At 66.3% G+C, this 22,058-nt stretch carries 21 protein-coding genes and 3 pseudogenes; 16 read left to right on the top strand and 8 right to left on the bottom strand.

Features of this window, described 5'->3' with window-relative positions:
• Positions 1-25: 25 nt before the first annotated feature.
• The 3 genes from SRB17_RS43420 to SRB17_RS43410 form a co-directional block, all read right to left on the bottom strand.
• Complete coding sequence (locus tag SRB17_RS43420; protein ID WP_153547480.1) at positions 26-352, bottom strand: hypothetical protein; 327 nt, start codon at positions 350-352, stop codon at positions 26-28.
• Positions 349-537, bottom strand: a complete 189-nt coding sequence (locus SRB17_RS43415; RefSeq protein WP_153547478.1) for a hypothetical protein — start codon at positions 535-537, stop codon at positions 349-351. Before SRB17_RS43415 ends, SRB17_RS43420 begins: the two co-directional genes overlap by 4 nt.
• 139 nt (positions 538-676) lie before the next feature.
• On the bottom strand, positions 677-1,159 hold the full coding sequence (locus SRB17_RS43410; protein ID WP_153547476.1) for a hypothetical protein: 483 nt from the start codon (positions 1,157-1,159) through the stop codon (positions 677-679).
• A 467-nt stretch (positions 1,160-1,626) separates the two neighbouring features.
• Here SRB17_RS43410 and SRB17_RS47260 point away from each other — a divergent pair, with 467 nt between their 5' ends.
• The 4 genes from SRB17_RS47260 (at position 1,627) to SRB17_RS43385 (ending at position 4,343) form a co-directional block, all read left to right on the top strand.
• The gene (locus tag SRB17_RS47260; RefSeq protein WP_323377564.1) at positions 1,627-2,466 is read left to right on the top strand and encodes a helix-turn-helix transcriptional regulator; all 840 of its coding nucleotides are present in this window, start codon (positions 1,627-1,629) and stop codon (positions 2,464-2,466) included.
• 3 nt (positions 2,467-2,469) lie between these two features.
• Complete coding sequence (locus SRB17_RS43400) at positions 2,470-2,673, top strand: DUF397 domain-containing protein (protein ID WP_153547474.1); 204 nt, start codon at positions 2,470-2,472, stop codon at positions 2,671-2,673.
• 734 nt (positions 2,674-3,407) lie between these two features.
• Complete coding sequence (locus tag SRB17_RS43390) at positions 3,408-4,073, top strand: SDR family NAD(P)-dependent oxidoreductase (protein ID WP_153547472.1); 666 nt, start codon at positions 3,408-3,410, stop codon at positions 4,071-4,073.
• A gap of 96 nt (positions 4,074-4,169) precedes the next feature.
• Positions 4,170-4,343 carry a hypothetical protein gene (locus SRB17_RS43385; RefSeq protein ID WP_153547470.1) on the top strand — a complete coding sequence of 58 codons (174 nt, stop codon included), beginning with the start codon at positions 4,170-4,172 and terminating at the stop codon, positions 4,341-4,343.
• A gap of 289 nt (positions 4,344-4,632) precedes the next feature.
• On the opposite strand, the gene SRB17_RS43380 is transcribed toward SRB17_RS43385, so the two are convergent.
• Positions 4,633-5,157 carry a MaoC family dehydratase gene (locus tag SRB17_RS43380; protein ID WP_153547468.1) on the bottom strand — a complete coding sequence of 175 codons (525 nt, stop codon included), beginning with the start codon at positions 5,155-5,157 and terminating at the stop codon, positions 4,633-4,635.
• Between the two features lie 157 nt (positions 5,158-5,314).
• Positions 5,315-5,923: a CGNR zinc finger domain-containing protein gene (locus SRB17_RS43375; RefSeq protein ID WP_153547466.1), complete on the bottom strand. Its 609-nt coding sequence runs from the start codon at positions 5,921-5,923 to the stop codon at positions 5,315-5,317.
• A 106-nt stretch (positions 5,924-6,029) separates the two neighbouring features.
• On the opposite strand from SRB17_RS43375, the gene SRB17_RS43370 reads away from it, so the two are divergent.
• The 7 genes and pseudogenes from SRB17_RS43370 to SRB17_RS43340 all read left to right on the top strand — a co-directional run bounded on the left by SRB17_RS43370 (position 6,030) and on the right by SRB17_RS43340 (position 13,294).
• On the top strand, positions 6,030-7,463 hold the full coding sequence (locus tag SRB17_RS43370; RefSeq protein ID WP_153547464.1) for an MFS transporter: 1,434 nt from the start codon (positions 6,030-6,032) through the stop codon (positions 7,461-7,463).
• 76 nt (positions 7,464-7,539) lie between these two features.
• Positions 7,540-7,686: pseudogene (locus SRB17_RS43365) on the top strand (transposase); the annotation flags it as partial.
• A 640-nt stretch (positions 7,687-8,326) separates the two neighbouring features.
• Positions 8,327-9,220 (top strand): transposase, encoded by an 894-nt coding sequence (locus SRB17_RS43360; RefSeq protein ID WP_416237146.1) that lies wholly within the window; start codon positions 8,327-8,329, stop codon positions 9,218-9,220.
• Between the two features lie 47 nt (positions 9,221-9,267).
• Positions 9,268-9,678: an SDR family NAD(P)-dependent oxidoreductase gene (locus tag SRB17_RS43355; RefSeq protein WP_153547460.1), complete on the top strand. Its 411-nt coding sequence runs from the start codon at positions 9,268-9,270 to the stop codon at positions 9,676-9,678.
• A complete protein-coding gene (locus tag SRB17_RS43350; protein ID WP_153547458.1) occupies positions 9,675-11,414 on the top strand; it encodes an ATP-binding SpoIIE family protein phosphatase in 1,740 nt (579 codons plus the stop codon). Before SRB17_RS43355 ends, SRB17_RS43350 begins: the two co-directional genes overlap by 4 nt.
• A gap of 324 nt (positions 11,415-11,738) precedes the next feature.
• Positions 11,739-12,074 (top strand): annotated as a pseudogene (locus tag SRB17_RS48765) (transposase domain-containing protein); the annotation flags it as partial.
• Positions 12,075-12,100: 26 nt separating this feature from the next.
• Positions 12,101-13,294: an IS4 family transposase gene (locus SRB17_RS43340; RefSeq protein ID WP_153547456.1), complete on the top strand. Its 1,194-nt coding sequence runs from the start codon at positions 12,101-12,103 to the stop codon at positions 13,292-13,294.
• Between the two features lie 49 nt (positions 13,295-13,343).
• Here the strand turns inward: SRB17_RS43340 and SRB17_RS43335 are convergent.
• Positions 13,344-14,751 (bottom strand): annotated as a pseudogene (locus SRB17_RS43335) (IS701 family transposase); the annotation flags it as partial.
• Positions 14,752-14,868: 117 nt separating this feature from the next.
• On the bottom strand, positions 14,869-15,717 hold the full coding sequence (locus SRB17_RS43330; RefSeq protein WP_153547453.1) for an enoyl-CoA hydratase/isomerase family protein: 849 nt from the start codon (positions 15,715-15,717) through the stop codon (positions 14,869-14,871).
• A 958-nt stretch (positions 15,718-16,675) separates the two neighbouring features.
• Between SRB17_RS43330 and SRB17_RS43325 the strand changes: the two genes are divergently transcribed.
• The 4 genes from SRB17_RS43325 to mug all read left to right on the top strand — a co-directional run bounded on the left by SRB17_RS43325 (position 16,676) and on the right by mug (position 19,615).
• The gene (locus SRB17_RS43325; protein ID WP_153547450.1) at positions 16,676-16,849 is read left to right on the top strand and encodes a hypothetical protein; all 174 of its coding nucleotides are present in this window, start codon (positions 16,676-16,678) and stop codon (positions 16,847-16,849) included.
• A gap of 293 nt (positions 16,850-17,142) precedes the next feature.
• Positions 17,143-17,586 (top strand): universal stress protein, encoded by a 444-nt coding sequence (locus tag SRB17_RS43320; RefSeq protein ID WP_194294346.1) that lies wholly within the window; start codon positions 17,143-17,145, stop codon positions 17,584-17,586.
• 107 nt (positions 17,587-17,693) lie between these two features.
• Positions 17,694-18,917 (top strand): MFS transporter, encoded by a 1,224-nt coding sequence (locus SRB17_RS43315; RefSeq protein WP_194294345.1) that lies wholly within the window; start codon positions 17,694-17,696, stop codon positions 18,915-18,917.
• Positions 18,918-19,009: 92 nt separating this feature from the next.
• Positions 19,010-19,615: a G/U mismatch-specific DNA glycosylase gene (gene mug, locus SRB17_RS43310; protein ID WP_323377563.1), complete on the top strand. Its 606-nt coding sequence runs from the start codon at positions 19,010-19,012 to the stop codon at positions 19,613-19,615.
• Between the two features lie 59 nt (positions 19,616-19,674).
• Here mug and SRB17_RS43305 read toward each other — a convergent pair whose 3' ends face one another.
• Positions 19,675-20,247, bottom strand: coding sequence for a CGNR zinc finger domain-containing protein (locus SRB17_RS43305; protein WP_153547444.1), 573 nt, complete (start codon positions 20,245-20,247; stop codon positions 19,675-19,677).
• 130 nt (positions 20,248-20,377) lie between these two features.
• Between SRB17_RS43305 and SRB17_RS43300 the strand changes: the two genes are divergently transcribed.
• A complete protein-coding gene (locus SRB17_RS43300) occupies positions 20,378-21,802 on the top strand; it encodes an MFS transporter (protein ID WP_194294344.1) in 1,425 nt (474 codons plus the stop codon).
• The last annotated feature ends 256 nt before the right edge of the window (positions 21,803-22,058 follow it).

The raw sequence follows: 22,058 nt of genomic DNA, 5'->3' as shown, positions 1-22,058 counted from the left end.
TCTCGGTTGGCTTCGCAACCCCGAGCTACCAAGAGGCCCTGCCTTCATGCCCACAGCCGACGGCGATCACCCGATCGAGACTCCCGTTCGAGGGCCACCCCTCAAGATCGGAACGACAACAGCCACTAAAGTCGTAGGCGAGGACCATCAAACCCCACTTGGACATGTGCGCGGACATCTGGCCCCGGCCGCAGCCGACGTCGACCGCCAGCATCCCGGACTTCACCGTCGTGTAGTTCCGGAACATCTGCCGCTCGAACGCCTCGGGCTCCTTCACCCGATATCCGGCCTTGTAGAGCCGGTTCCAGTACTCCGGGGTCTGCCGCTCGTGCACCACATTCAGGATTCTCATGCCGCCAACTCCGGGTCATTCACACCGCCGCGCACCAGGCGGAGGTAGGCGAGGCGGAGCGGGTTGGAGGTCGTGACCTCGCCGGCCGGGACATCGAAGAGGTTGACGCCACCGGGCTGAACGGGCCTGGCCTCGTGTATGGCGCGCAGCGCAGCACCTGGTTCACGGTCGGGTAACTCGTTCATCGTGCTTCCTCTCTCAAACGTGGTCGGCGTACAACAAGGCGGAGACAACGCTGGCGGTGACGGACATGACGAACAGGACCTGCGCGAGGATCTGCCTCCACCCGATCTGCCGTTCATCGAGCCAGCGGCCTAACTTCCTTCAAGCAGCGGCCTCGTGGATCACGAGCAGCAGCAGCGCAGGACGGTCGCCGAGCCAGCGCAGTTCTTCCTCGTACTCGTCGTCGCGAAGACTGACCGCCTCGCGGTTCAAGGCCGCGATGCCGTCGGCAAATCCGGTGCCGACGAGTCGCCGGGCCTCCGCCCAGCCGGGGCGCCTGAGCGGTGTGTGCGGGGCATGGACGTCGGTCAGCTCGTGCACTACGTCGTAGCCCTGCTCCGCGATGAGGTGCCGCACCGCAGCCATGGTGTGATTGACCTGACCGCCGGCCTCGGTGAGCGCGTAAGCGATGATGCGTCGCTTCCGCTTGACGGGGGTCTCCAGGGCGACAGCGTTGTTCTGTTCGCGTTTCCGCCTCAGGTACAGGCCGCGGTTCGTGACCGGCCGCATCGTGCGGCCACGCATCCACGCCTCTACCTCGTTGTCCTGGCCCATCCAGGACGTCTGTCCCGTACTCGGTGACATGGGGGCCGTCTCCGTCCGGTCTGCTGGGGGAAGCACACGCGGGCCGCCGCCCAGGGTGGATGGATCAGTACGACGGCGGCCCGCTCGAGGGGAGTGGTGCTCACCGGGCGGCCCCATCGGGACCAAGAGGGCACGCCCGAACCCCGGTCACAGCCCGCAGTCGGATGAGCCGTTTCCGTGGCACAACAAGGCTGTCCCATGTGAGAGTTGCCGTGCAACATGAAGTGAAGACTTCACTTGGAATGGCATATGCAGACAGCAGTGCAACGGGCTTTGCAGGTGAGACTGAAGGTGGAAGACTCGGCACTCGCGCCGGATCAGCCCGGACTCTCGGTAGATTCCCTGGACTCTCCACCGAGTTGAGGGGGCTCCTGACTGAGCCGGCAGCACTGCGGGCAGGATCGACTGGACTCACAGACGCAGGAGGCAGGCACGTGGCGGCTCCGACAGGACCGACAGTCAGGCGCGTGCAGCTCGGACGTGAGCTGGAACGGCTACGCCTACAGGCCGGCTTCAAGACCGAGAAGGAAGCGGTCAAGGACCTGAAGGTCAGCATCAGCTCCTCTCAGCTCTACCGGGTCGAGAAAGGCACGTCGGCGTTCCGTCGCGCCTCCGACCTGGAGGCTTTGTTGAATCACTACGGCATCGACAACCAGGAGGACATCGACTTCCTGGTCGGTATCCATCGCGACGGCCTGAGCCGCGGTTGGTGGTCGACGTACGCTCGCACGATGCCGTCCGGCATGGCCATGTACATCGGCTTGGAGGACGGCGCCAAGGCCATAAAGGCATGGCAGCCCGACGTCGTCTTCGGGCTTCTGCAGACGAGGGACTACGCGCGAGCGGTATTCGAGGCCGCCAAGCCAGTCGAAGAACGCACCACGGAGTTCGTTGAGCGCGGCATCGCTCTCCGCATGGAACGCCAGGAGATCCTTACGCGGGAGAACCCGGTGGAGATCCGGGCCATCCTGGACGAGGCAGTCCTTCGCAGGGTGATGGGCAGCCGCGAGATCATGCGGGGCCAGATCGAGCACCTGCTCGAACGCGCCGCGCTGCCCAACGTGGCCATTCACGTCCTGCCGCTCTCCAGCCCCACCTACCGAGCGCACTTCGACTTCGCTCTGCTGGAGTTCGCCGACCCCATCCCGACCGTCGTCCAGATGGACACCTACGACGGCGCTTCCAACCTCACCGACAAGGACACTGAGGTCTGGATGTTCTCCCGCAGGTTCGATGCCCTGCGGGATGGCGCTCTGCCGCTCGCAGATACGCCGAGGTTCCTGCACCAACTAGCCCGAGAGATTTGAGACATGGCCCTCAACGCCCGAGACCTCGCCCCCGACGGCGACTACTTCGTTTCCTCCTACAGCGGCAACGGCAACAACTGCATCAAGGTGGCCCGTCCGGCTGCCGAGCGCACCTACGTGGCCGTGTGCGACTCGAAGCAGGACAACGGGCCGGCGTTCGCCGTACGACCCGAGGCGTGGAAGGCGTTCATCACCTTCATCGCCTGACCTGTTCCACCGCATGACCGAGGCCCCGCGCGCACACACCGCGCGGGGCCTCTGCTGTCTCCTACCCATCAGGGAATGCATCGCACAACATTGCTCGTCCCGTATGCAGATCCTGCACACGCCTCGACGCGGGCGGCAGGCCTCAGTACGGTCGAGGGCCCCGGTTCTCCAGCCACGCAGGAGGGGGCCCGCCCTCCAGGAAGAACCGCACCAGCTGCCCGCCCACGACCGTGCCCACGTCGCAGCACCGCCACAGCTGCCCACCGGATGCCCGAACACGCCGGTCTCTGGAATCCTCCCACTGCCAAACAGATCCTCGGCACCACAAGGCGCAAACAGCGTGTGCTGCCTCGGCGGGACAGCGTCCATGCGAAGGAAGCAGCGCCCTATGGGCCATCTCGGACCAGCACCCCGGCGACGTCCGCGCCAGCGTCTTCGAGTTCCGCCCCTACCCGGGCACGCCCGTGTGGAAAACCCTCACCGACGAGGCCGGCTACAACCCGGATGACATCCTCGCCTGCGCAGACGTCGACCTCACCCACGACGGCGCCGACGAGTCCATGCGCTAGCGCGACGAGTTCAACTTCAGCGTCGGCATCCAGTTCGGGGAAGTGCCGCTCAGCGAGGTCCGCACCACGTTCGCGATGCTCACGGCCAGCCGCGATCCCGACGACACCAGAGAGGAGAGGACCGCACCACCTCGGGCCCGTGGAACCTGACGTCACCGCAGCGTCATGCGACGGCCCCACGTCCGCACCGGCGAGACGAACCAGGGCAAACCACCGGATCACCCCACACGATCAGGCTGCGGAAGAATCGAGGACAATGCAGGCATCTGGCGGCCCGGGCCCATCGCTGACATCTCCGAAGATTTGTATCGGCGTGTGATGGCCACCAACGTCGACAGCGTCTTCTTCGCCACCCAGGCCGCCGTTCCTGCCATGCAGCGTCAGGGCGGCGGTCACATCATCCAGGTCACCACGAGCCTGGTCGAGCATGCCCTGCAAGGGGTCCCAGCAGTGCTCGCCTCTCTGTCGAAGGGCGCCTGCGTCGCTGCGACGCGCGGTCTCGCGATGGAACTCGCCGCCGATGACATCCGCGTCAACGCAGTTTCCCTCGGCATCATCGACACACCGTTGCACGAGCCTGAGTCGCTCGAAGGCAAGAAGTCCTTCGCACCGCTCAATCGCGTCGGCAAGGTCGAAGACGTGGTGCGCGCTGTCCTCTATCTCGAAGACTCCAACATGGTCACGGGAGAGATCTCCTACATCGACGGCGGACGCACCGCCGGCCACTGCCCTTGCCCTGGTGATGTCAGACGGCCTCGTCGACACCCCGCGGGAGACCGTGCGCCGGGCGCCGGATCAGCCACCGCGTCAGCCGGCCTCACAGCCGGCTGACGCGGTGGAGCAGTCCGAGACCATGGGCGGCACCTGCTGCCGATCCGCGACCGGAAGGTCGACCCTCCTCATGCACCTACCAGTTCTCGCGGCGACGTGCAGGTCATCATCGGCGCTGACGCGAATCTGGCCATCGCTGCGACCCGGCCGGTCCTCGGTGACACCGCGGACGGGAAAGCACGGCGAGAACCTGCCCTGACCGCCGATGTATCGGGCGACGGCGCCTGCTTCGACATCGGCCTCACCGTCCCTGGGCTTGATCCGCTTTGACGGACATCCGAGAAGCCGGCGGACCCTGTTACCTCGTGAAGAACAGGACAGCGGCGAGCGCCACAAAGCGCGGTCCGTGCCGAGCGACATCTTCGCCCTGGTGGCGCGCTGCCGCCACCACGACGCCCGCGTACGCCCTCACTCCGCAAGTGGTGACACGGCGACACCGGCCTGCATCACGCCGTCGCCCACCGTACACAACGTCGCTCCCTGCGCATGCGCAGACCGACCACGAGAGCGACTCTGCCCGGCCTGACGCATGACTTTCTGCAGCACGCGTCAGGAGCTGTTACGCCATGTCGGCCGGCCGGCGCCAGACGATGATGCGGCCAGTGGTTCTCTGCCGGACGTCGCCGTGTTGGTTGACGGTGTCGTATTCCAGGACGATGCTCCCCCGCTCGGGGCGGCTCGCTGATGCCGTGGCAGTTTTGATCGTTGCTTCGACGTGGAGGATGTCGCCGGGGCGGGTGGCTGAGGGCCACTTCAAGTGAATGTCGCTACCCACGATGCCTGTAGCGATGGGGACGGACGTGGCCAGCAGTCTCATCGTGATCGCAGCGGTGTGCCAACCGCTGCCTGCCAGTCCGCCGAAGAAGGTGTTCTGTGCCTCGCCGTCGTTCAGATGGAATCTCTGCGGATCGTATTGCGAGGCGAATCGGATGATTTCTGCTTCGGACACCTCGTAGTCTTGGCTACGGAAAGTCCGGCCCTCGACAAGATCATCCAGCCACAGCCCATCGGGATTCACTGGGGCGGGCGTGGTGTCAGGCGTTGTCGCCTTGACGGGTGGTTCGTGGCGGTGGCTTGACGACATCGCGGTCGCTCTCTCCTGTTTCAGCTGATGTGGTTCGCCAGCTCGTGCGTGTGGTGCGCATGGCAGTCCTCTGCGTGCAGTCAGCCCGCGGTGGCGTGAGCGCCTTACTCGTGGTGGGGATACGCTGAGCCGCTGACCGCAAGAGGGTGCCAGATCCTCAGTTCGACTGGGCGAGGCGGGCGCGGTGCTCCCGGACCTTCTCGCGGTTTCCGCAGATCGACATGGCGCACCAGCGGCGGCGGTGCGAACGGGTCCGGTCGTAGAACCAGATGGTGCATGGGGCGCTGTCGCAGTTGCGCACCAGCGAGGGATCGCCGTCGACGAACAGTGAGGCGGCCGCTTCCGCCACGGGGGCGAGGAGGGCGCGGGGGTGCCTGTAGACGCGCTGCTCTTCGAGGATCAGTTTCTCGTCCTTGCGGACCATCACTGATCGCCGCTCGCCCATCGGGAGGAGATCGCCCAGTGCGGCGACGGTGGCGTTGTCGGGTGTGTCGGAGCTCTCCGATGCCCACGATTCGACGGCCGGCCGCAGAAGGTTGCGGAGGCCGCGCGCTTCCGTCGCGACCGCGTCCAGCTCTGCCGCCGCGAAGCGTGCACTCACCTGTTGCTGATCGGGCTCGCTGATCAGGCCGATGAGCACCAGCCAGCGAAGGTAGCCCTCGCCGTCGGTGATCCACTCCATCTTCCTGCCGCCGGGGGCGGCGCAACTGTTCAGGAAGTGCAGCGCAGGGTGATCGCCGAGTGACAACAGATGTTCGAGTTCCATACACCCTCCTGCCCAGAGTGTAACCACACAAGAAGCGCTTGACAAGTTACAGCAACCTCGTAACTATTACCGACGCGCCAGACAGGTTACTCATTGAGGAAGTGGCATGGACGAGACGACCATCGAAAAGAAGCCGGTGACATCTACCGCGCAGCCTGCGGAAGGAGTTGCGGCACCGTCGCCGCGGCGTTGGGCCATCATGGCCGTCCTCGGAGCCGTGGCCTTCATGGCGCAGCTCGACATGTTCATCGTCAACATCGCCATCCCCGCGATAGGGCACAGCTTCCCTGGCACGGCCCTGGGCACGATGTCCTGGATCTTGAACGCCTACACCATCGTCTTCGCCGCGCTTCTCGTCCCAGCAGGTCGCCTCGCGGACCAGTTCGGCCGCCGGCGCTTCCTTCTCATCGGCGTCGTGATCTTCACCCTCGCTTCAGCTCTGTGCGCAGCCGCGCCCAATCTGGGCGTCGTCATCGCAGGTCGTGCCCTGCAAGGAATCGGCGCCGCGATGGTCGTGCCGACCTCACTCGGCCTGCTTTACCCCTCCTTCCCCAAGCACGAGCACGGCAAGGTTGTCGGCATCTGGGCCGGCGTCGCTGCAGTCGCCGGCGCCTCCGGTCCGACGGTCGGCGGCCTGCTCGTCAACCTGGACTGGCGGCTGATCTTCCTGATCAACGTCCCCATTGGCGTGGCAACGCTGATCGCCGGACGGATCGTGCTGCCGGAAATCCGTGCGCCTCGCGGATCGAAGCTGCCCGACATCGTCTCCGGCGCCGCGATCTTCATTGCCGTCGCTGCGCTCACACTCGCCACCGTGCAGAGCTCCGAGTGGGGGTGGACCGGTGCCAGCACGCTCGCTCTCCTGGTGCTCACCGTGATCGCGGCAGTCGTGTCGGTCTGGCGGAGCATCTCGCACCCTCACGCGCTCATCGAATCAACGCTCTTCCGGGTACGGGCCTTCTCCGCTGCCTCCCTCGGCCTGTTCCTGTTCTTCCTGGCCTTCTCTGCGTGGCTGCTGATCACCGGCCTCTTCCTGCAGGATGTGTGGCACTACAGCGCGCTGCGTACCGGTCTGGCCATCGTTCCCGGCCCCCTCGCCGCAGCCGCCTTCGCGCTCAACAGTGGGCGCATCATCAACCGCTTCGGTCGGCGCACCGCTGCCTTCTCCGGTGCACTCCTGTTCGCAACGGCCGGAGTACTGTGGCTGTTCGGCGGAACTCAGCACCCCAACTACCTGCTGGGAATGCTGCCAGGATTCATCATCGGCGGCAGCGGCGCCGGCCTGCTCCAGGCACCCCTGTTCGGCGTCGCCAGCATGCTTCCCCCCGAGCGTGCGACGACAGGTAGTGCCGTCCTGAACATGGCCCGCCAGGTCGGCAGTACGATCGGCGTGGCGATCCTGGTGACCCTGCTCGGCGTCGCGCACCCGGATAAGGCGTCCCTCTACCGGCCGGGCTGGATCTTCATCACCGTGGCCTGCCTCGCCAGCGCAGCCGCCGTGCTGCGGATCAAGCAGAAGGCCATCCAGAAGACTTCATGACCCGCACATGAAGTCTGAACACAACAGCCCGTGTGCCGGTCATTCGACCCGCACACGGGCTGTTGTGCACCTCCCCGTTGTGATCGACGCAGAATCGCATGAGCGGATTGACGTGCTGCCAGACCGCACGGCCGACACGCTGGAAGCGTGGCTGCGCGAGAATCCAGGGGTCGAGGTCGTGTGCAGGGACGGCTCTGCGACCTACGCCGAGGCCATCCGCCGGGGCTCGTGTTCGGGTCCGTGTCCGGGCTCGCGCTCGGGCTCGTGCTCGTGGCAGGGCTTGCGTTCGGGTTCGTGGCCGGGCTTGCGGTCGGGCTCATGCTCGGGTTGTACTTTCGCTGGGGCTGGCCGCCGCTACCTGGTCTTCCTGCTCTGTATCCGGGGCCGACTGCCCTGGCATCTCGGGACCTTCCTGAACTGGGCTTACGAGGCAGGACTCCTGCGGCTCTCCGCCGTGGCCTACCAGTTCCGCCACCGAGAACTCCAGGACTGGCTCACCGCACACCCCACTCCCTAACAACGGTCCCACCAGCTGCCTGTACACGTACCCCCGCAACGGCCATCCCTGCGCCTCGGACGTCACACCGTGAACGATGCCGAACTGGCGGTAGCGGCCGGCGCCGACGTCGCCCGCGACCCCGTCGCAGGACCTTCGAGGACCAGTCGGCAACCTGTACGCAACACACAGGGTCCGAGCAGGAGCTTCCCGCCCTCAGGGTGACTCAGTACCAGGCGGCAGGCACCAACCTCATGTATTCAGCTATGAAGTGGAACTGACGCCCTGACAGCAGAAGGGTGCCTCTCACCTGCGATGATCTGGATTGCCTAGATCAAGAACGTCGCGAGGAAGAGGCACCCGGAAGGTGAAGAGTACCCGCTGGGACCACCGGCTCGGCGTGCAGGCCGACGACCGCAACCTCGTGGGGCACGCCGGCGTCGTGCTCCTGCGCAGGATCGCTGACAAGACCGGACTGACCACGGCCCTGGCCCGAGCCCTGCCTCAGGGAACCGGGCCGGGCTGGCGTGACCGCGGCGAGGCCCTGGTCATGCTCGCCTGCGCGATCATGCTCGGCGCCACCAACGTCCTGGAGGCCGAGCAACTCCAGCACCACTGGCGGCGATTGTTCCCGCGCCCGAACTCAGACAGCACCCTGCGCCGCGCCCTGGAGGCGATCGACGGCCCGGTGGCTGCGCGGGTTGAGCGCGTCCGCGCTGCGATACGACGCGTGGTGTGGACGATGCTCGCCCTGCGCCCCGGGGGCTTTCCCTGGATCTCGGTGTGCGGGCGGGAGCTGGCCGGCTGGTACGTCCTGGATCTCGACGCGACCATCGTGACCTGCAGCAGCCGAAAGGAGGGGGCGGCCGGCACGTTCAAAGGCAGCTATGGGCATCATCCGCTGGGGGCGTGGGTGGCCAATACCCGCGAGTGCGCGGCGATGCTACTGCGGTGTGGCAACGCCGCCGCCAACGACGTCGCCGACCACAAGAGCGTCCTGGCCGCAGCTCTGCGCCAGCTACCGCTGCCCATATGGTCGAAGCTGCTGATCCGGATCGACGGTGCGGCCTTCAGCCACGCCCTCCTCGAGCACCTGCAGGCGCTGACCACGGCAGCAGCTGACCGCTGCACGTACGGCGCACCACTCCACCTCAGACCTGACCCGACGATGACACCCCAAATGGCACGAAGAAGAGGAAAAATGACCCTTATGCCTCTCGGCGATGGCCCCTTCAGGAGCGACTCTCTCTGTAGGGCGTGACTCGCACCTCGCCTCTTGCAGACTGAACACGCGGAAAGGGTGCTTCCATGAGTGAAGATCGAAAAGTAGTCGTCGTGTCCGGCGCAGCCCACGGGCTGGGCGAGGCGTTCGCGAAGGCAGACCGAGAGCGCGTCCGGCGGGCTGTCAGCAACGGCCATTCCATCAAGTCGTCCGACGACCTCGGCTGCGTCACGGTGGCCGGCGACGTTGGTGAGCCCGAGGTCGCGAGCCGGATCGCCGTCGAGGTTGTGCTAGAACGATTCGGCCAGGCCAACGCGCTGATCAACGACGAAAGTATGTGGCGTCCAGGGCTGATCGCTGAGATCCCGGAAGACCTGTACTGGAGGGTGATGGCACCCAACCTCGACGGCGCCTTCTTCGGTGCCCAGGTAGCCGTGCCCGCCATGCAGAGGCTGCCCAGGACCCACGCGACCAGGCGCTGGGGGAATGCTTCATGAGCGTGGATGTCACCAACAGCGAGAGGACGTGCGCGCGCCGTGCCGCTCTCAATCAGGCAAGCTCGCGCATCGGCAGCACCTTGGATGTCTGGCAGACTGGGCAGGAACTGGCCGACGTTGCCGTGCCCTTGCTGGCCGACTACGCCGTCGTCGATTTGGCAGAGTCGCTTCGATTTGGCGAAGAGCCCTCTGCCCGAATCGGCGCAACGTCTAATCACCTCGCCGATCTCTGTCGTGCCGGTCTGGCCTCGATCCACCCGGGGATCCCAGAGTCGCCGTGGGCGCGCGGAGAGACGGTGTTCATCCCTCCAAGCTCGCCGTTCACCAGCGTCTTGCACTCGGGGAAGTCTCACCTGGAACAGGTGTTGGACGCCTCTCCTGGAACGTGGCTCGACCGCGACCCGGAGCGGGCACGCACGACCCGTGAGAACAGGATGCATTCCCTGATGATCGTGCCCATTCGTGCACGGCGTTCCGTGCTGGGCGTGGCTGTGTTCATCCGCACCGAGGACCCAGTGCCATTCCAAGAGGATGATCTATTGATCGCTGAAGAGCTCGTCACTCGGGCCGCGCTGTACTTGGACAACGCCCGCCAATACGCTCGTGAGCACGCCCAGTCTCTGGCGCTCCAACACCACCTGCTTCCACACGGTTTGAGCGGCGGGGTCGCGGTCGATGTGGCCTCGCGCTACCTGCCCGCCGACACGGAAGCCGGCGTCGGGGGTGACTGGTTCGACGTGATCCAGCTGTCCGGTGCGCGGGTGGGCCTCGTCGTCGGAGATGTGATCGGACACGGCATCGGCGCCGCGGCAACCATGGGCCAGCTGCGCACCGCCGTGCGCACACTTGCGGACCTGGATCTGCCTCCCGACGAAGTGCTGCGCCACCTCGATGACAACGTTCGGCGGCTGGCTGAGGAAGGCGACGGTGCCCCGGGATGCGTTCCGCCGGTCGTAGGCGCGACCTGTCTGTACGCCGTCTACGATCCGGCCACCGGGCGCTGCACGCTAGCGCGGGCCGGGCACCCCCCGCCCGCGATCATCGACCCGCGGGGGCAGGCAACCTTCCCCGACCTGCCCAGTGGAGCTCCGCTCGGCCTCGGCCTCGGGCTGGTTCCTTTCGAGGCCGTGGAAATGGACCTTCCGGAGGGAAGTCTGCTCGCTTTCTACACCGACGGCCTGGTTGAGTCCCGTGACGCCGACATAGATGCCGGCATGCAGCGCCTAGGCGCCGCTCTGACGCAACCCGATCAGTCACTGGAAAATTTGTGCTCTTCGGTGATGGAAGCCGTGCCCACTCAGGCACCAACCGACGATGTCACCTTGCTTCTTGCCCGGACCCACATACTCAACGCGGCCCAGACTGCCTCCTGGGATTTGCCAACCGAGCCCACCATCGCCCGCACCGCTCGACATGTGGTTAACCGTCAGCTCAGCGAGTGGGGACTGGAGCATCTCGAGGCCACCACAGAGCTGATCGTCAGTGAACTGCTCACCAACGCCGTCCGCCACAGCGTCGGCCCTTTCCGGCTACGGCTCATCCAACACCATGCACTGACCTGCGAAGTCTACGATGCCGGCCTGTGGCACCCGCATATTCGCCATTCCGGTACAAAAGAGGAACATGGCCGGGGCCTGTTCTTGGTTGCTCAGTTGTCTCGCAGGTGGGGATTCCGATTGGCAACGGGCGGCAAGCTCGTCTGGGCCGAACAAGACCTACCGCAGGCTGATCCTTGAGACGTCCATACGGCGCCGAGGGCAGCCCACCGTGCCCTGCCCCACACCAGGCGCAACGCCTGCCGCCAACAGGACATCCGGAGCGTAGCTCTTTGACCGGATGTGTCTGTCCGGCTTCGATCTCGATGCAATGCGGGACCGGATCGAGCCGCTGATATCAGGCCGATCGGGTCCGCAGACGGCGTCAGGGCTGATTCAAAGTCCTGTTGATCTTGACGCGTCGCTGGTTACGGTGTGACCGGGTGGCGGTGGTCCGTCACGAAGAAAACGAGGCTCCGGTTGACGGGGATGACCTGACAGTCGCCTTGCACCACCGGAGCCTCGATGTGCCGCCAGTCTGCCACCGTCTGCCTGACCAAGTCGCCCTCGCCGCGCCGGCGTGAACTGCCGGACATCGCCGAGAGGTTGGCGACACTGTCGGACCCGCGTGACCGCCGCGGCCGTCGACACTCGCTGGTGTCGGTGCTGCTGACCGCGGCCGGCGCGGTGCTGCCGGGGCCCGCTCCTACCTGGCCATCGGCCAGTGGGCGCGCAACGCCCCGCAGGATGCCGTCGCTCGCACTGGTGGACGCGGTACTCGCCGAGACCGGCGCGCGGGAGAAGCGGGTGCGGCTGCTGCCCGCACGCGTCATCGTCTACTTCCTCCTCGCCCTGGCGCTGTTCGAGCACGGCTCGTACCGGGCGGTGTGGGGCAAGCTGACCGGGCACCTGCCCGCGGCGGTCCCATCCGCCCGGCTGTCTCCTCTCTTGTCCGGGCCCGTCGCCGCGTGGGTGCACGACCGCTCAAGCTGCTGTTCCAGACCCTGGCCGGCCCTGTCGGCGAGCGGAGCCGGCCGGGCGTTCACTACCGCGGCCTGCGGACCGTCGCGGTGGACGGCACCAGCCTGCACGTTCCCGAGGACGAACAGATCACCTGGCGCTATCCCAAGCGGGTGGGAGAGAAGAAGGAGTTCGGCTATCCGCTGCTGCGCCTCCTGGTGGTCGTCGAGTGCGGCACCCGGGCCCTGCTCGCGGCCGCTTTCGGACCCGAGGCCGACGGCGAGACCGTCTACGCCACCCGGCTCCTGGACTGCCTGGACGCCTCAATGCTGCTCCTGGCCGACGCCGCCTTCGACTCCCGCGACCTGCTGGAACAGGTCCTCGCCACGGGTGCGCAGTTCCTGGTGCGCTCGGGCGCACGCCGCTGCCCGGCCATCGCGCACCGTCTGCCGGACGGCTCCTACCTCTCCTACCTGCCGGGCCCCTACCAGCCCGGACACGGCTACCCGTCGCTGCCGGTCCGGGTCGTGGAGGCCTGGATCACCATCACGCTGGAGGACGGCACCGCGCGCCGTGAGCAGTGGCGGCTGATCACCAGCCTGCTCGACCACAAGCGGTACCCCGCAGCGGAGTTGGTGGATCTCTACCACGAGAGGTGGCAGGCGGAGACCACCTACTTCTCGATCAAGTCCTCGCTGCTGGACGGCCGCGTCCTGCGCTCGCACAGCATCGACGGCATCGACCAGGAAGTCTGGGCCCTGCTGACCACCTACCAGGCATTGATACGGGCCGCGGCCGACGCCGTCACGGACCAGCCCCGCCTGGACATGGACCGCCTCAGCTTCACCGTGCTGCTGCAGACCGCCGCCGACACCGTCACCCGCGCCTGCGGCATCACATCGAGCGGCCCCACCGACCTGGTCGGAAGCATCGGCCGGGCCGCCCTCGCCGCACTGTGGCCCGCCCGCAGACGCCGACGCACCAAGGCCCGCAGCAAGAAGAACGCCACCAGCAAATACCAGCCGAACTACGGCAAGCACCCCCAGCGGGCCCAGCACTACACCGTCCACACCGAGATCCAGATCATGGAAGACGGAATCGCCTCCCGATCCCGCCGCTGAACCGAGTTGCACCGCAGGTCACAGGCTTAACGCAACGGTGTTGAGGTCGATGCCGTGTCCGGTGGTGACCGCGTCGATCAGGGCCTGGAGTTCGGAGGGTGGGTCCTTGTCCGTCCAGGCTCGCCACCAGCGGTTGAGGGTGATGGCGGGGGTGAGCCAGGAACGGATGGCGCGTAAGGCCCTGGGCCAGCAAGGCTGTTGGGGCCGGTGGGACGGGGCCAGGCCCCCTCTCTGGCCCCTCGTCGGGGGCAGGGGTCCGGCGCGGTGGCGTCCAGCGGTCCGGGTGGGGCGAACCATTGGTCCCAGCAGAAGGAGAAGGCGCAGTTGACCAGTGTCTGGTGGCGGCGGATGGCGCGGTCGGAGCGGACTTGGAAGTCGGCCCAGCCGAGTTCGTCCTTGATCTGTTTGTAGCTCTGCTCGATCCACGGCCGCAGGCCGTAGAGGCGGACGATCTCCGCGAGGTCGGCCGGCGGGTGTGGGCTGGTCGCGGCGTGGGGTGCGTCGGGGTGGGGCAGGTTGGTGGCCAGGTACCAGGTGGCCTTGTCCGGCAGGCTGGCTGGGTCGGTGGTGGCCACGACCAGGCGGCAGGGTGAGGTGGGGCCGTAGCCGCCCAGGCGGGCGTCGGCGGCCCACCAGGTCTCGGTGTGCCCGTCACGGAAGTGACGCTCCACGGGCGTCCACTCCCCGGGTCGCCTGGCATCGCGCCAGGTCAGGGCGTGGGCAGCTTCGATGGGGGTGTGCGGCTGGTCGGCTCGGGCCCAGGTGCCGCGGTGCGGCTTGAGGGCGACGACGTAGGCCAGGCCGGCCTCGCGCAAGGCCAGGTACCAGTCGTCGCTGACGGAGTAGGCGCAGTCGGCGACCACCGCCCGGCAGCCGAAACCCGCCTCCTTCCCACGGGCCGCGAGGGGTGCCGCCAGCTGCGGCTTCGTACGGAAGGCCGGATCGGAGCGGCCTCGGGCGAAGTGGTGGGCAGGGGTATAGGGATGTGCGTGCAGCGGGTGGTACACGCGTCCGTCGGTCCACACGGTGGTCACCGTGACGATGCCGTTGTCCGTCTTGCCCAGCCGGCCCAGCCATTGCCGGTCCACGTGCGCGGTCGCCGTGCCGTCCTTGCGGTCCCCGGAATCGTCGATCACGATGACCCCGCCGTCGTGCGGAGCCGTCGCCGGCTCCTCGCGCAGCAGCTCAAGCCGCCGGTCGTTGACCAGCTCCGCCTCCCAGCGGGACTCGGACAGGAAGAACTGCAGCCGCTGCACCCCCGGCATCCCCGCGCCGGCCACCGGTTCCGCCCCTGCCAGGCAGGTGATCGTCTTGTTCCGCTCCCGCGGCGCCAGCAGCCCGGTCAGGTACTCACGAAACCCCCGCCGCTGGGCCAGGCTGAAGAAGAGGTCATCGAACCGGGCCGCATACTCCTCCAACGGACCCGGCGCGGGCGGACACGGACGGCGAGCGGTCATCTTCAGCCCCCAGCAAGCCAGTTGACTCCTACCACCGGCCTATGGCCAACATGATTCGCCGTCAACCCACGCCACCGCCGAATCTAACGAACTACCGGTAGTGCGATGGCGAGGTGATTATTCCGGCGGAAGGTCCACGAAATGCCGTGTTTCACCAAGGCGCTCGCCCATGTTCTCCTCCATATCGCCGGACTGCATGAAGCCAAGATCCAAAAGCCTTTTTACCCTCGCTTGGCTTGCAGGCCAGTCACGCGCGCCAAGGAAAGCGTGGTTGGAGTTCCAGAGTTCAGCTTCTGAGGGAAAACCGACATGGGTATTGATGAGCTTCTTGGCCAGCTCCAACGGACGAGGAAGGAAACTAGCTACTCGACGTGCGAGTCGATCGACAAACTCATCGAGTTCGCTATCAGGGATAGAGCGATTGATCCAGTTATATTTTTCCGCGGTGTCAGCGTCGAAATCATCAGCACCACAGAGAATCTCAATAGCTCGCGCCCGACCGGCAAGCCGAGAAACCCATTCGGTACCACCACCTCCCGGCACCACTCCAACGCCAACCTCAGGCTGACCTAGGATGGCCTTTTCTTTGGATGCGAAACGCATATCGCAAGCAAAGGCCAGTTCCGATCCTTGGCCGCGAGCTCGGCCTCGAATCTTCGCGATGCTGATCACTCGTGATTCTGCGAATCGGGTCATCATACGAGGCCATGCCGTGAACTCAGCAGAGCCCGGCTGGTCGGGGATGATATCCGCACGAACGAAGTCAAAGTGAGCGACGAAATAATCCGGATTGGCGCTTTCGAGCACGACGACTTTGACCTCTTTATCGCTGTCAAGCGTGTCCAGAAGTACATTCAATTCCGCAAACATCTCCGGATCGTAGAGATTGATCGGCGGGTTGTCGATCAATACAGTCCAGTACGTCGGTGTGACTTTCGTAATCGTCAGTCGATTGTGTGCTGTCATATTTTCTCTTTATCCTTTCCTGTGTCAGGCTGAGGCCTGACAGTAGCAGGCCGATACCTGTTAGAGCGGAACTCGAGGAATGATCTGTCATGTTTTTGAATTCAAGTAAACACGATTTTCGCAAACACTGACAAGGGCGGCCAATCGTCGCCCATTTTCGGCCAACGGTTCGCGGTTTGCTGTTCGACATGGATGAGCACATCACGGCACGAATGCCGAAGCGAAGAAGTGATGAGGTGACTCGAGTCGAGGCAGTGACATTGCCAGAAATCGACAACGTGACTGCGAGTGACGTCCCTGAACTGACATCACCGTTCGATCGGACTGAAGTGCACTTGCGCCCGACAGGCAGTATCTGCAGCTAAACAGTTTCATTTGGATCATCGTGTTGACCAAATCAGGGGCCGCGAGGTGGAGTCTGGCAAGGTAGATGATGGCAGTCCTGTCGTAGCAGGTGGCCAGGCCGCGCCGATGGTTCACTCTGTTGAGCTCGATTCTTCCGCAGCCTGATCGTGTTGGGTGATCCGGTGGTTTGCCCTGGTTCGTCTCGCCGGTGCGGACGTGGGGCCGTCGCATGACGCTGCGGTGACGTCGGGTGCCGTCGCAGAACGCGGCGCCGGTTTCAGGTACCTTTCCGGCGGACTCGACCTTCAGTCTCCTGGGAGTTAGGGTTCAGGCAATCCAGCTTTCACCGTGTCACGCGGGTCCCTCAATGCCCCGTCTCTGATACCTAAGATCGGTCATCGGTTTCCTGGCATGCTCTGGTCCCCATCGCCGTTTCCGGATTGGGTAAGCCATCAGACCCAAGAATCTCCTTCCAAATTCTTCCCGACTGAGTCGGGGATACGACAAGGCGCCGCATGGCGCACTGCCACCGGTCGGTGACCTGCACTGTGTCGGGCAGGGCACGGCGGATGGCCTCGGCGTAGAGCCCGAACACGAAATCCTCCCGCACTGGATGACGTGGGTCTGTCGGCGGAGCATCTTTCAGGCGCTCCTCGAACCCGAATACAAGCCCGATCGCGAGCCCGAAAGCGGGCCCGAACGCGAACGCTGGACCATGCGCTGGAAGGCCGCACTCCAAACCTTCGACATCACCTTTGACGGCCGGCTCACCGCCGGACGACGCTGAAGAAAACCGACCGAGTTCCACCGTTCGCTACACAGACCCGCGCCACGCCATAGCTGGGCGCCGGACCTATCTGTGCTGATGCGGGCACTGCCCTGGTGGTTGCAGGTGCCGGACCACTGGCCGCCCGAAAGTTCCCTGGCCGCAATTCGATGAGCGCTGGCCGCGCTGCCTCTCGTCGGTCGCCGGTATCTCCGGCACGTTTGAAGCGTGATGTATTTGACCGAAAACGCCTCTCGGGCATGCGGCCCAGCCGCATGGCGGGTATCGGGCGCCAACGCGGCGGGTGGTGCCACATGACCCCGCCGGTGACGCTCGTCTGCTTCGACGGATCCACCGCGTCGAGGCGGGGCCTTGATGTGGCGCAGACACTCCTGGCATCCACCGACCTCGTCGTCCTGTCCGTTTGGCAGTCGGTGGCAAATCGGCTCGCCGAAGCCGGAAGCCTGGGTGCGATGGCGGTCGTGGCGCACGAATCGGCCGACCAGGCCGCGGAAGAAGAGGCCCGCGCCGCTGCGGCCCGCGGGGCCGCGATCGCGCATGCCGGCGGTGGCCACGCGCAGGCGCGCGTCGAAGAAGCCGACGAGTTCGTCTGGAAGGCCGTCCTCAAGGTCGCCGACGAGGTCGACGCGGCATCGATCGTCATCGGCTCACGCGGCCGCAGCCCGCTCAAGGGCGCGCTGCTGGGTTCGGTGTCCCGGGAAGTCTCGCACACACGTCACGACCGGTGCTGGTCGTGACTCCGGCGCACCCGCCCGAGCGATGACCTCCAGCACACAATTTGCAAGAAAGAGAACTCATGACTTCAGTTCGTGTGAACCGTCACCGCCCGGCCGCGCTGCCCGACATGGCGGCGTTCTGGGGCGTCGGGTTCACGCTGGGCGTATTCATGTTCGCGGCCAGCGCTCCCGCCCCTCTCTACCGGGTCTACGCCGCGCGCTGGCACTTCTCCGCGCTGACACTGACAGCGGTCTTCGCCCTCTACGCAGTCGGGCTTCTCATCGGCCTGCTGGTGACCGGTCGGCTGTCGGACCACCTCGGACGCAGACCCGTCATCCTGGCGTCGATCACCGCCGAGATCCTCGCGATGATCTGCTTTATCCTGGCCAACTCCACCGCGCTGCTGTGCGTCGCACGGACGGTACAAGGAGTGGCAACCGGCTGCGCCCTCGGCGCACTGTCCGCGGCGCTGGCTGAACTCTCGGAGAGCAAAGGCTCGCTCCTGGGGACCGTCGTGGTGAGTTCCGCACCGCCCTTCGGGCTCGCCCTCGGCGGCCTGGGATCCGCCGCCCTCGTGTACGGGCCCGTGCCCCTGCGGCTGGTCTACTGGCTGATCATCGCCGGCCTCGTCGTCGGAGCCGCAGCCGTTGCCGCGACGCGCGAGACTGTTGAACGGCGCCCAGGCGCCCTGGCATCCCTCAAGCCCGTCATCGGAATCCCGCCCGAAGCGCGCTCCACCTTCGTCGCGATCCTCCCGAGCCTGATCGCCCTGTGGGCCCTGATCGGCTTCTACCTCTCGCTCGGGCCGGGCCTGGCCGCTTCGATCGAAGGGTCTCCGAACCTCCTGTGGGGAGGGTTCGCCGTGTTCTGCATGTGCTTCAGCGGTGGCACGGCCGTCGTCCTCGGCCGGCAGGCAGCAGCACCCAAGGCCATGTTCATCGGCTGTCTTGCGCTGTTCGCCGGAGTGGGCCTGACGTTCATCGCGATCGTCGCCGGAAACATCGCCCTGTTCCTCACCGGCAGCGCCATCGCCGGCGTCGGATTCGGCCTCGCATTCCTCGGCAACGTGCGTGCCGTCGTCCAGGGCGCGCAACCAGCGCAGCGAGCCGGCGCACTCGCCGTGCTCTACATCGTGTCCTACCTGATGTTCTCGGTCCCGATCGTGATCGCCGGCATCGCCGAAGCACACATCAGCGCCCACGAGGTCGCGCTCATCTTCTCCGGTAGCGTCACGCTCCTTGCCGCTGTAGGGATCGCGGCCTCGCTGACCCAGCGCACCCGGCCCACACCAGTGGTTCAGGCCGCTTCAACCCGGCCCGAGCACAGCGGTGCACCCACGAAGGCGCCCTGATGCGCCGGCACGGGCAACAGCGGCCGTGTAGTGCACTGGTGAACTGTTTTCCCACGGCCGGTGTCTCCCCCTCGCAGCAGCATGAGGCAACCGTGAATGCCACGAATTCACCACTGTTGGATGACATCGTCGACGAGGGCCTGGACGTCATCTTCGTCGGCATCAACCCCGGCCTGCAATCGGCGATGCGTGGTCACAGCTTTGCGACTCCAGGCAACAGAATGTGGACCGCGCTCCATCGTTCAGGCTTCACACCGTTTCGACTGCGGCCCGAGCAGGAACGCGACCTTCTGCACCTGGGTCTCGGCCTCACCACCATCGTCCGTACGCCAACAGTTCGTGCGTCCGACCTCACGCGCGACGCCTACCTCCAAGGGGGCGAGGACCTCCTCCGGCGTATGGAAGCCCTGCGGCCCACGTGGCTGGCGTTTCTGGGGGTAACCGGATACCACACGGCATTCGATGTCCGGGACGCGCGAGTAGGGCCACAAACAGCGGTGCTAGGCGAATCCCAGGTGTGGGTGCTGCCCAACCCCAGCGGGCGCAACGCGCACTACCCCCCAGTAGCTCTGGCGGCGGAATTCGCCCGGCTTCGTGTCGCCGCCCACCTGCCCGATCGTGCCGCCGCGACTCCTCCGAACCGCTCCCGCGCCGCAAGCCGCCAGGCGCCTCGAATCGAAATGAAGGCGAATCAATGACGGGCCGTTTCACGCACCTGCTCGGCGACTGCGGCCCGTGCGCGAGCCGCCCCGGCAGGTCAGGCCCGGTCTTCCTTGTTCCGCTCCCGTAGTGCCTGCATGGACATCCGCGACCCGCACCGCGGACTGCAGTACCGGCCGGAGTGGTTGCGGGTCCGGTCGCGGAAGGCGTAGAGGCACTTCGGGCTGGAGCACGCCTTGACCCAGGCCCACTCGTCGCGGTGCGCAGTCTCCGCAGCCGCGGCCAGCACGGTCCCCAGCAGTCCGGGCACCCCGCCGGCAACCGGCACGAGCCGAACTCGGCCCGCAGCGACGACCGCTCTGACCGGGTAACGGTCGCTGGCTGCGCGAAGCCGCTCGTGCGCATCGGCGAGAGCCGCTGTCTGTTGGCCGTCGGTGTGGGAGAGCAGCACAGTCCGCAGGGCTTCGCGCAACTCACGGGCCGCGAGAACGTCGAAGTCCGTCACGGCCGCGCCGTCGTCCAGCAGGTCCCGTTCACGGGCCCACCGCAGCAGGTCCGCACCACTTCCGAAGCGCTCGATGTGCCCGGCGCCGTCGGCCCGGGTGTTGACGAAGTCGACGACGACGTCAGCTGGATCCTTCCAGCTGGCCGTCTCCTGCTCGCTACCCATCCTCCGATCGTACTGCGCGACGCGACCGTCTGGTCAACGGTCACAACCGTGTGATGGCCTGGCGTTGCTATGTTGCGTGCTAACCGTGTACGGTCGCAACGAGCCATCAGAGACCCCTCGGGAGACACGCATGACAACCGTTGGCGCCCAGCCGCCGACCCCGTCGACGGCGACACCGCCCCTGGCTTCGCCGAAGGCGACGGCTTCGCGCTGGTCGGTCTTCGCCGTCCTCGCCGCCGTCGCGTTCATGGCGCAACTGGACCTATTCATCGTCAATGTCGCCCTGCCCGACATGGCCGGCAGCTTCCACAACGCCACCCTGAGCAGCCTGTCGTGGGTCCTCAACGCATACTCGATCGTCCTGGCCGCACTACTCGTGCCATCCGGACGACTCGCCGATCACTTCGGCCGACGCCGCTTCCTGCTCGCCGGGGTCGTGCTGTTCACCGTCGCATCGGTCGTTTGTGCTGTCGCGCCGAGCCTCAGCTTCATGATCATCGGCCGGGTTCTGCAGGGGGTCGGCGCAGCCATGGTGATCCCCACCTCGCTCGGCCTGCTGTTTCCCGCCTTCCCGCGGGAGCAACACACCCTGGTCGTGGGACTGTGGGCAGGCGTCGCAGCCATCGCCGCGTCCCTGGGCCCCACCGTCGGCGGGCTGCTCGTTGCGGCCGACTGGCGGCTGATCTTTCTGATCAACGTGCCGATCGGCGTAGCCGCCACCCTCTTCGGCCTGCGGGTGCTCCCGGAGGTGCGGGCCCAGCAGGGTACCCGCATGCCCGACCCCATCTCCGGAGCCGCGCTCCTGGTCGCGGTCGCCCTGCTGACATCCGCGATGGTTCAGAGCACCTCCTGGGGATGGTCCGGCACCGGGACCTTGCTGTTCCTGGCCGGAGCCGTCGCAGCCGGAACCGTGACGGTCTGGCGGGCCTTCCGGCACCCGCACGCGGTCGTCGAAGCCTCCCTCTTCGGCGCCAGCCGCGAGTTCAGCGCCGCATCGGCAGCCCTGTTCCTGTTCTTCCTCGCCTTCTCGGCGTGGCTGCTGATCACGGTCCTGTTCCTGCAGAACACATGGCACTACGGCGTCATCCGCACCGGACTGGCCATCGCACCCGGACCCCTGAGCGCAGCAGCCACCGCGCTCAACGCCGGCCGCATCACCGGACGGTTCGGCCGCAAGACACCCGCCATCGCCGGAACCCTGCTGTTCGCGGGAGCATCCCTGTTCTGGCTCCTGGCCACGACCCTGCACCCCGACTACGCGGCCGGTTTCCTGCCCGGCCTCATCATCGGCGGCGCCGGAGCAGGACTCACACAGGCCCCGCTGTTCGCTGCCGCGGGCACCCTCCCCGCCGACCGCGCCACCACCGGCAGCGCAGTCCTGAACATGGCCCGGCAGGTGGGCAGCGCCATCGGCGTGGCCATCTTGGTGACCTTCCTGTCCGGCATCCCCGCGAACAGCCTGACCGGATACCACCGTGGCTGGGCCTTCATGATCGTGGCCTGCCTTGCCTGCACCACTGTGGTGACTCTGGCAACGCCTCGGCGAAAGCACTGATCGGCCCGCCGCGTGCGGCCGTGTCCGCTGGCCGCGTACTTACCGCCGCGGCGGCTGGCGGACAAGGCCATCCAGCGGCTCCACGGCGGTGACTGCCACGTCATCGACGACGCCGCCTGGGCCAGCTGGCGGTCCAGGGGGCGGCGATCGGTTAGTCCAGCTCGTGTCCGTACAACCGGAACTTCTTCACCATTTTGCAAGTCACAACCGAGTGGTCTGGCACCCGGCACGCCATCTGGCATGGCCGCGGCGCAGG

This window comes from Streptomyces sp. RB17 (genome assembly GCF_009604455.1).
Lineage (GTDB): Bacteria > Actinomycetota > Actinomycetes > Streptomycetales > Streptomycetaceae > Streptomyces.
This window is presented reverse-complemented; position numbering and strand designations above follow the sequence as displayed.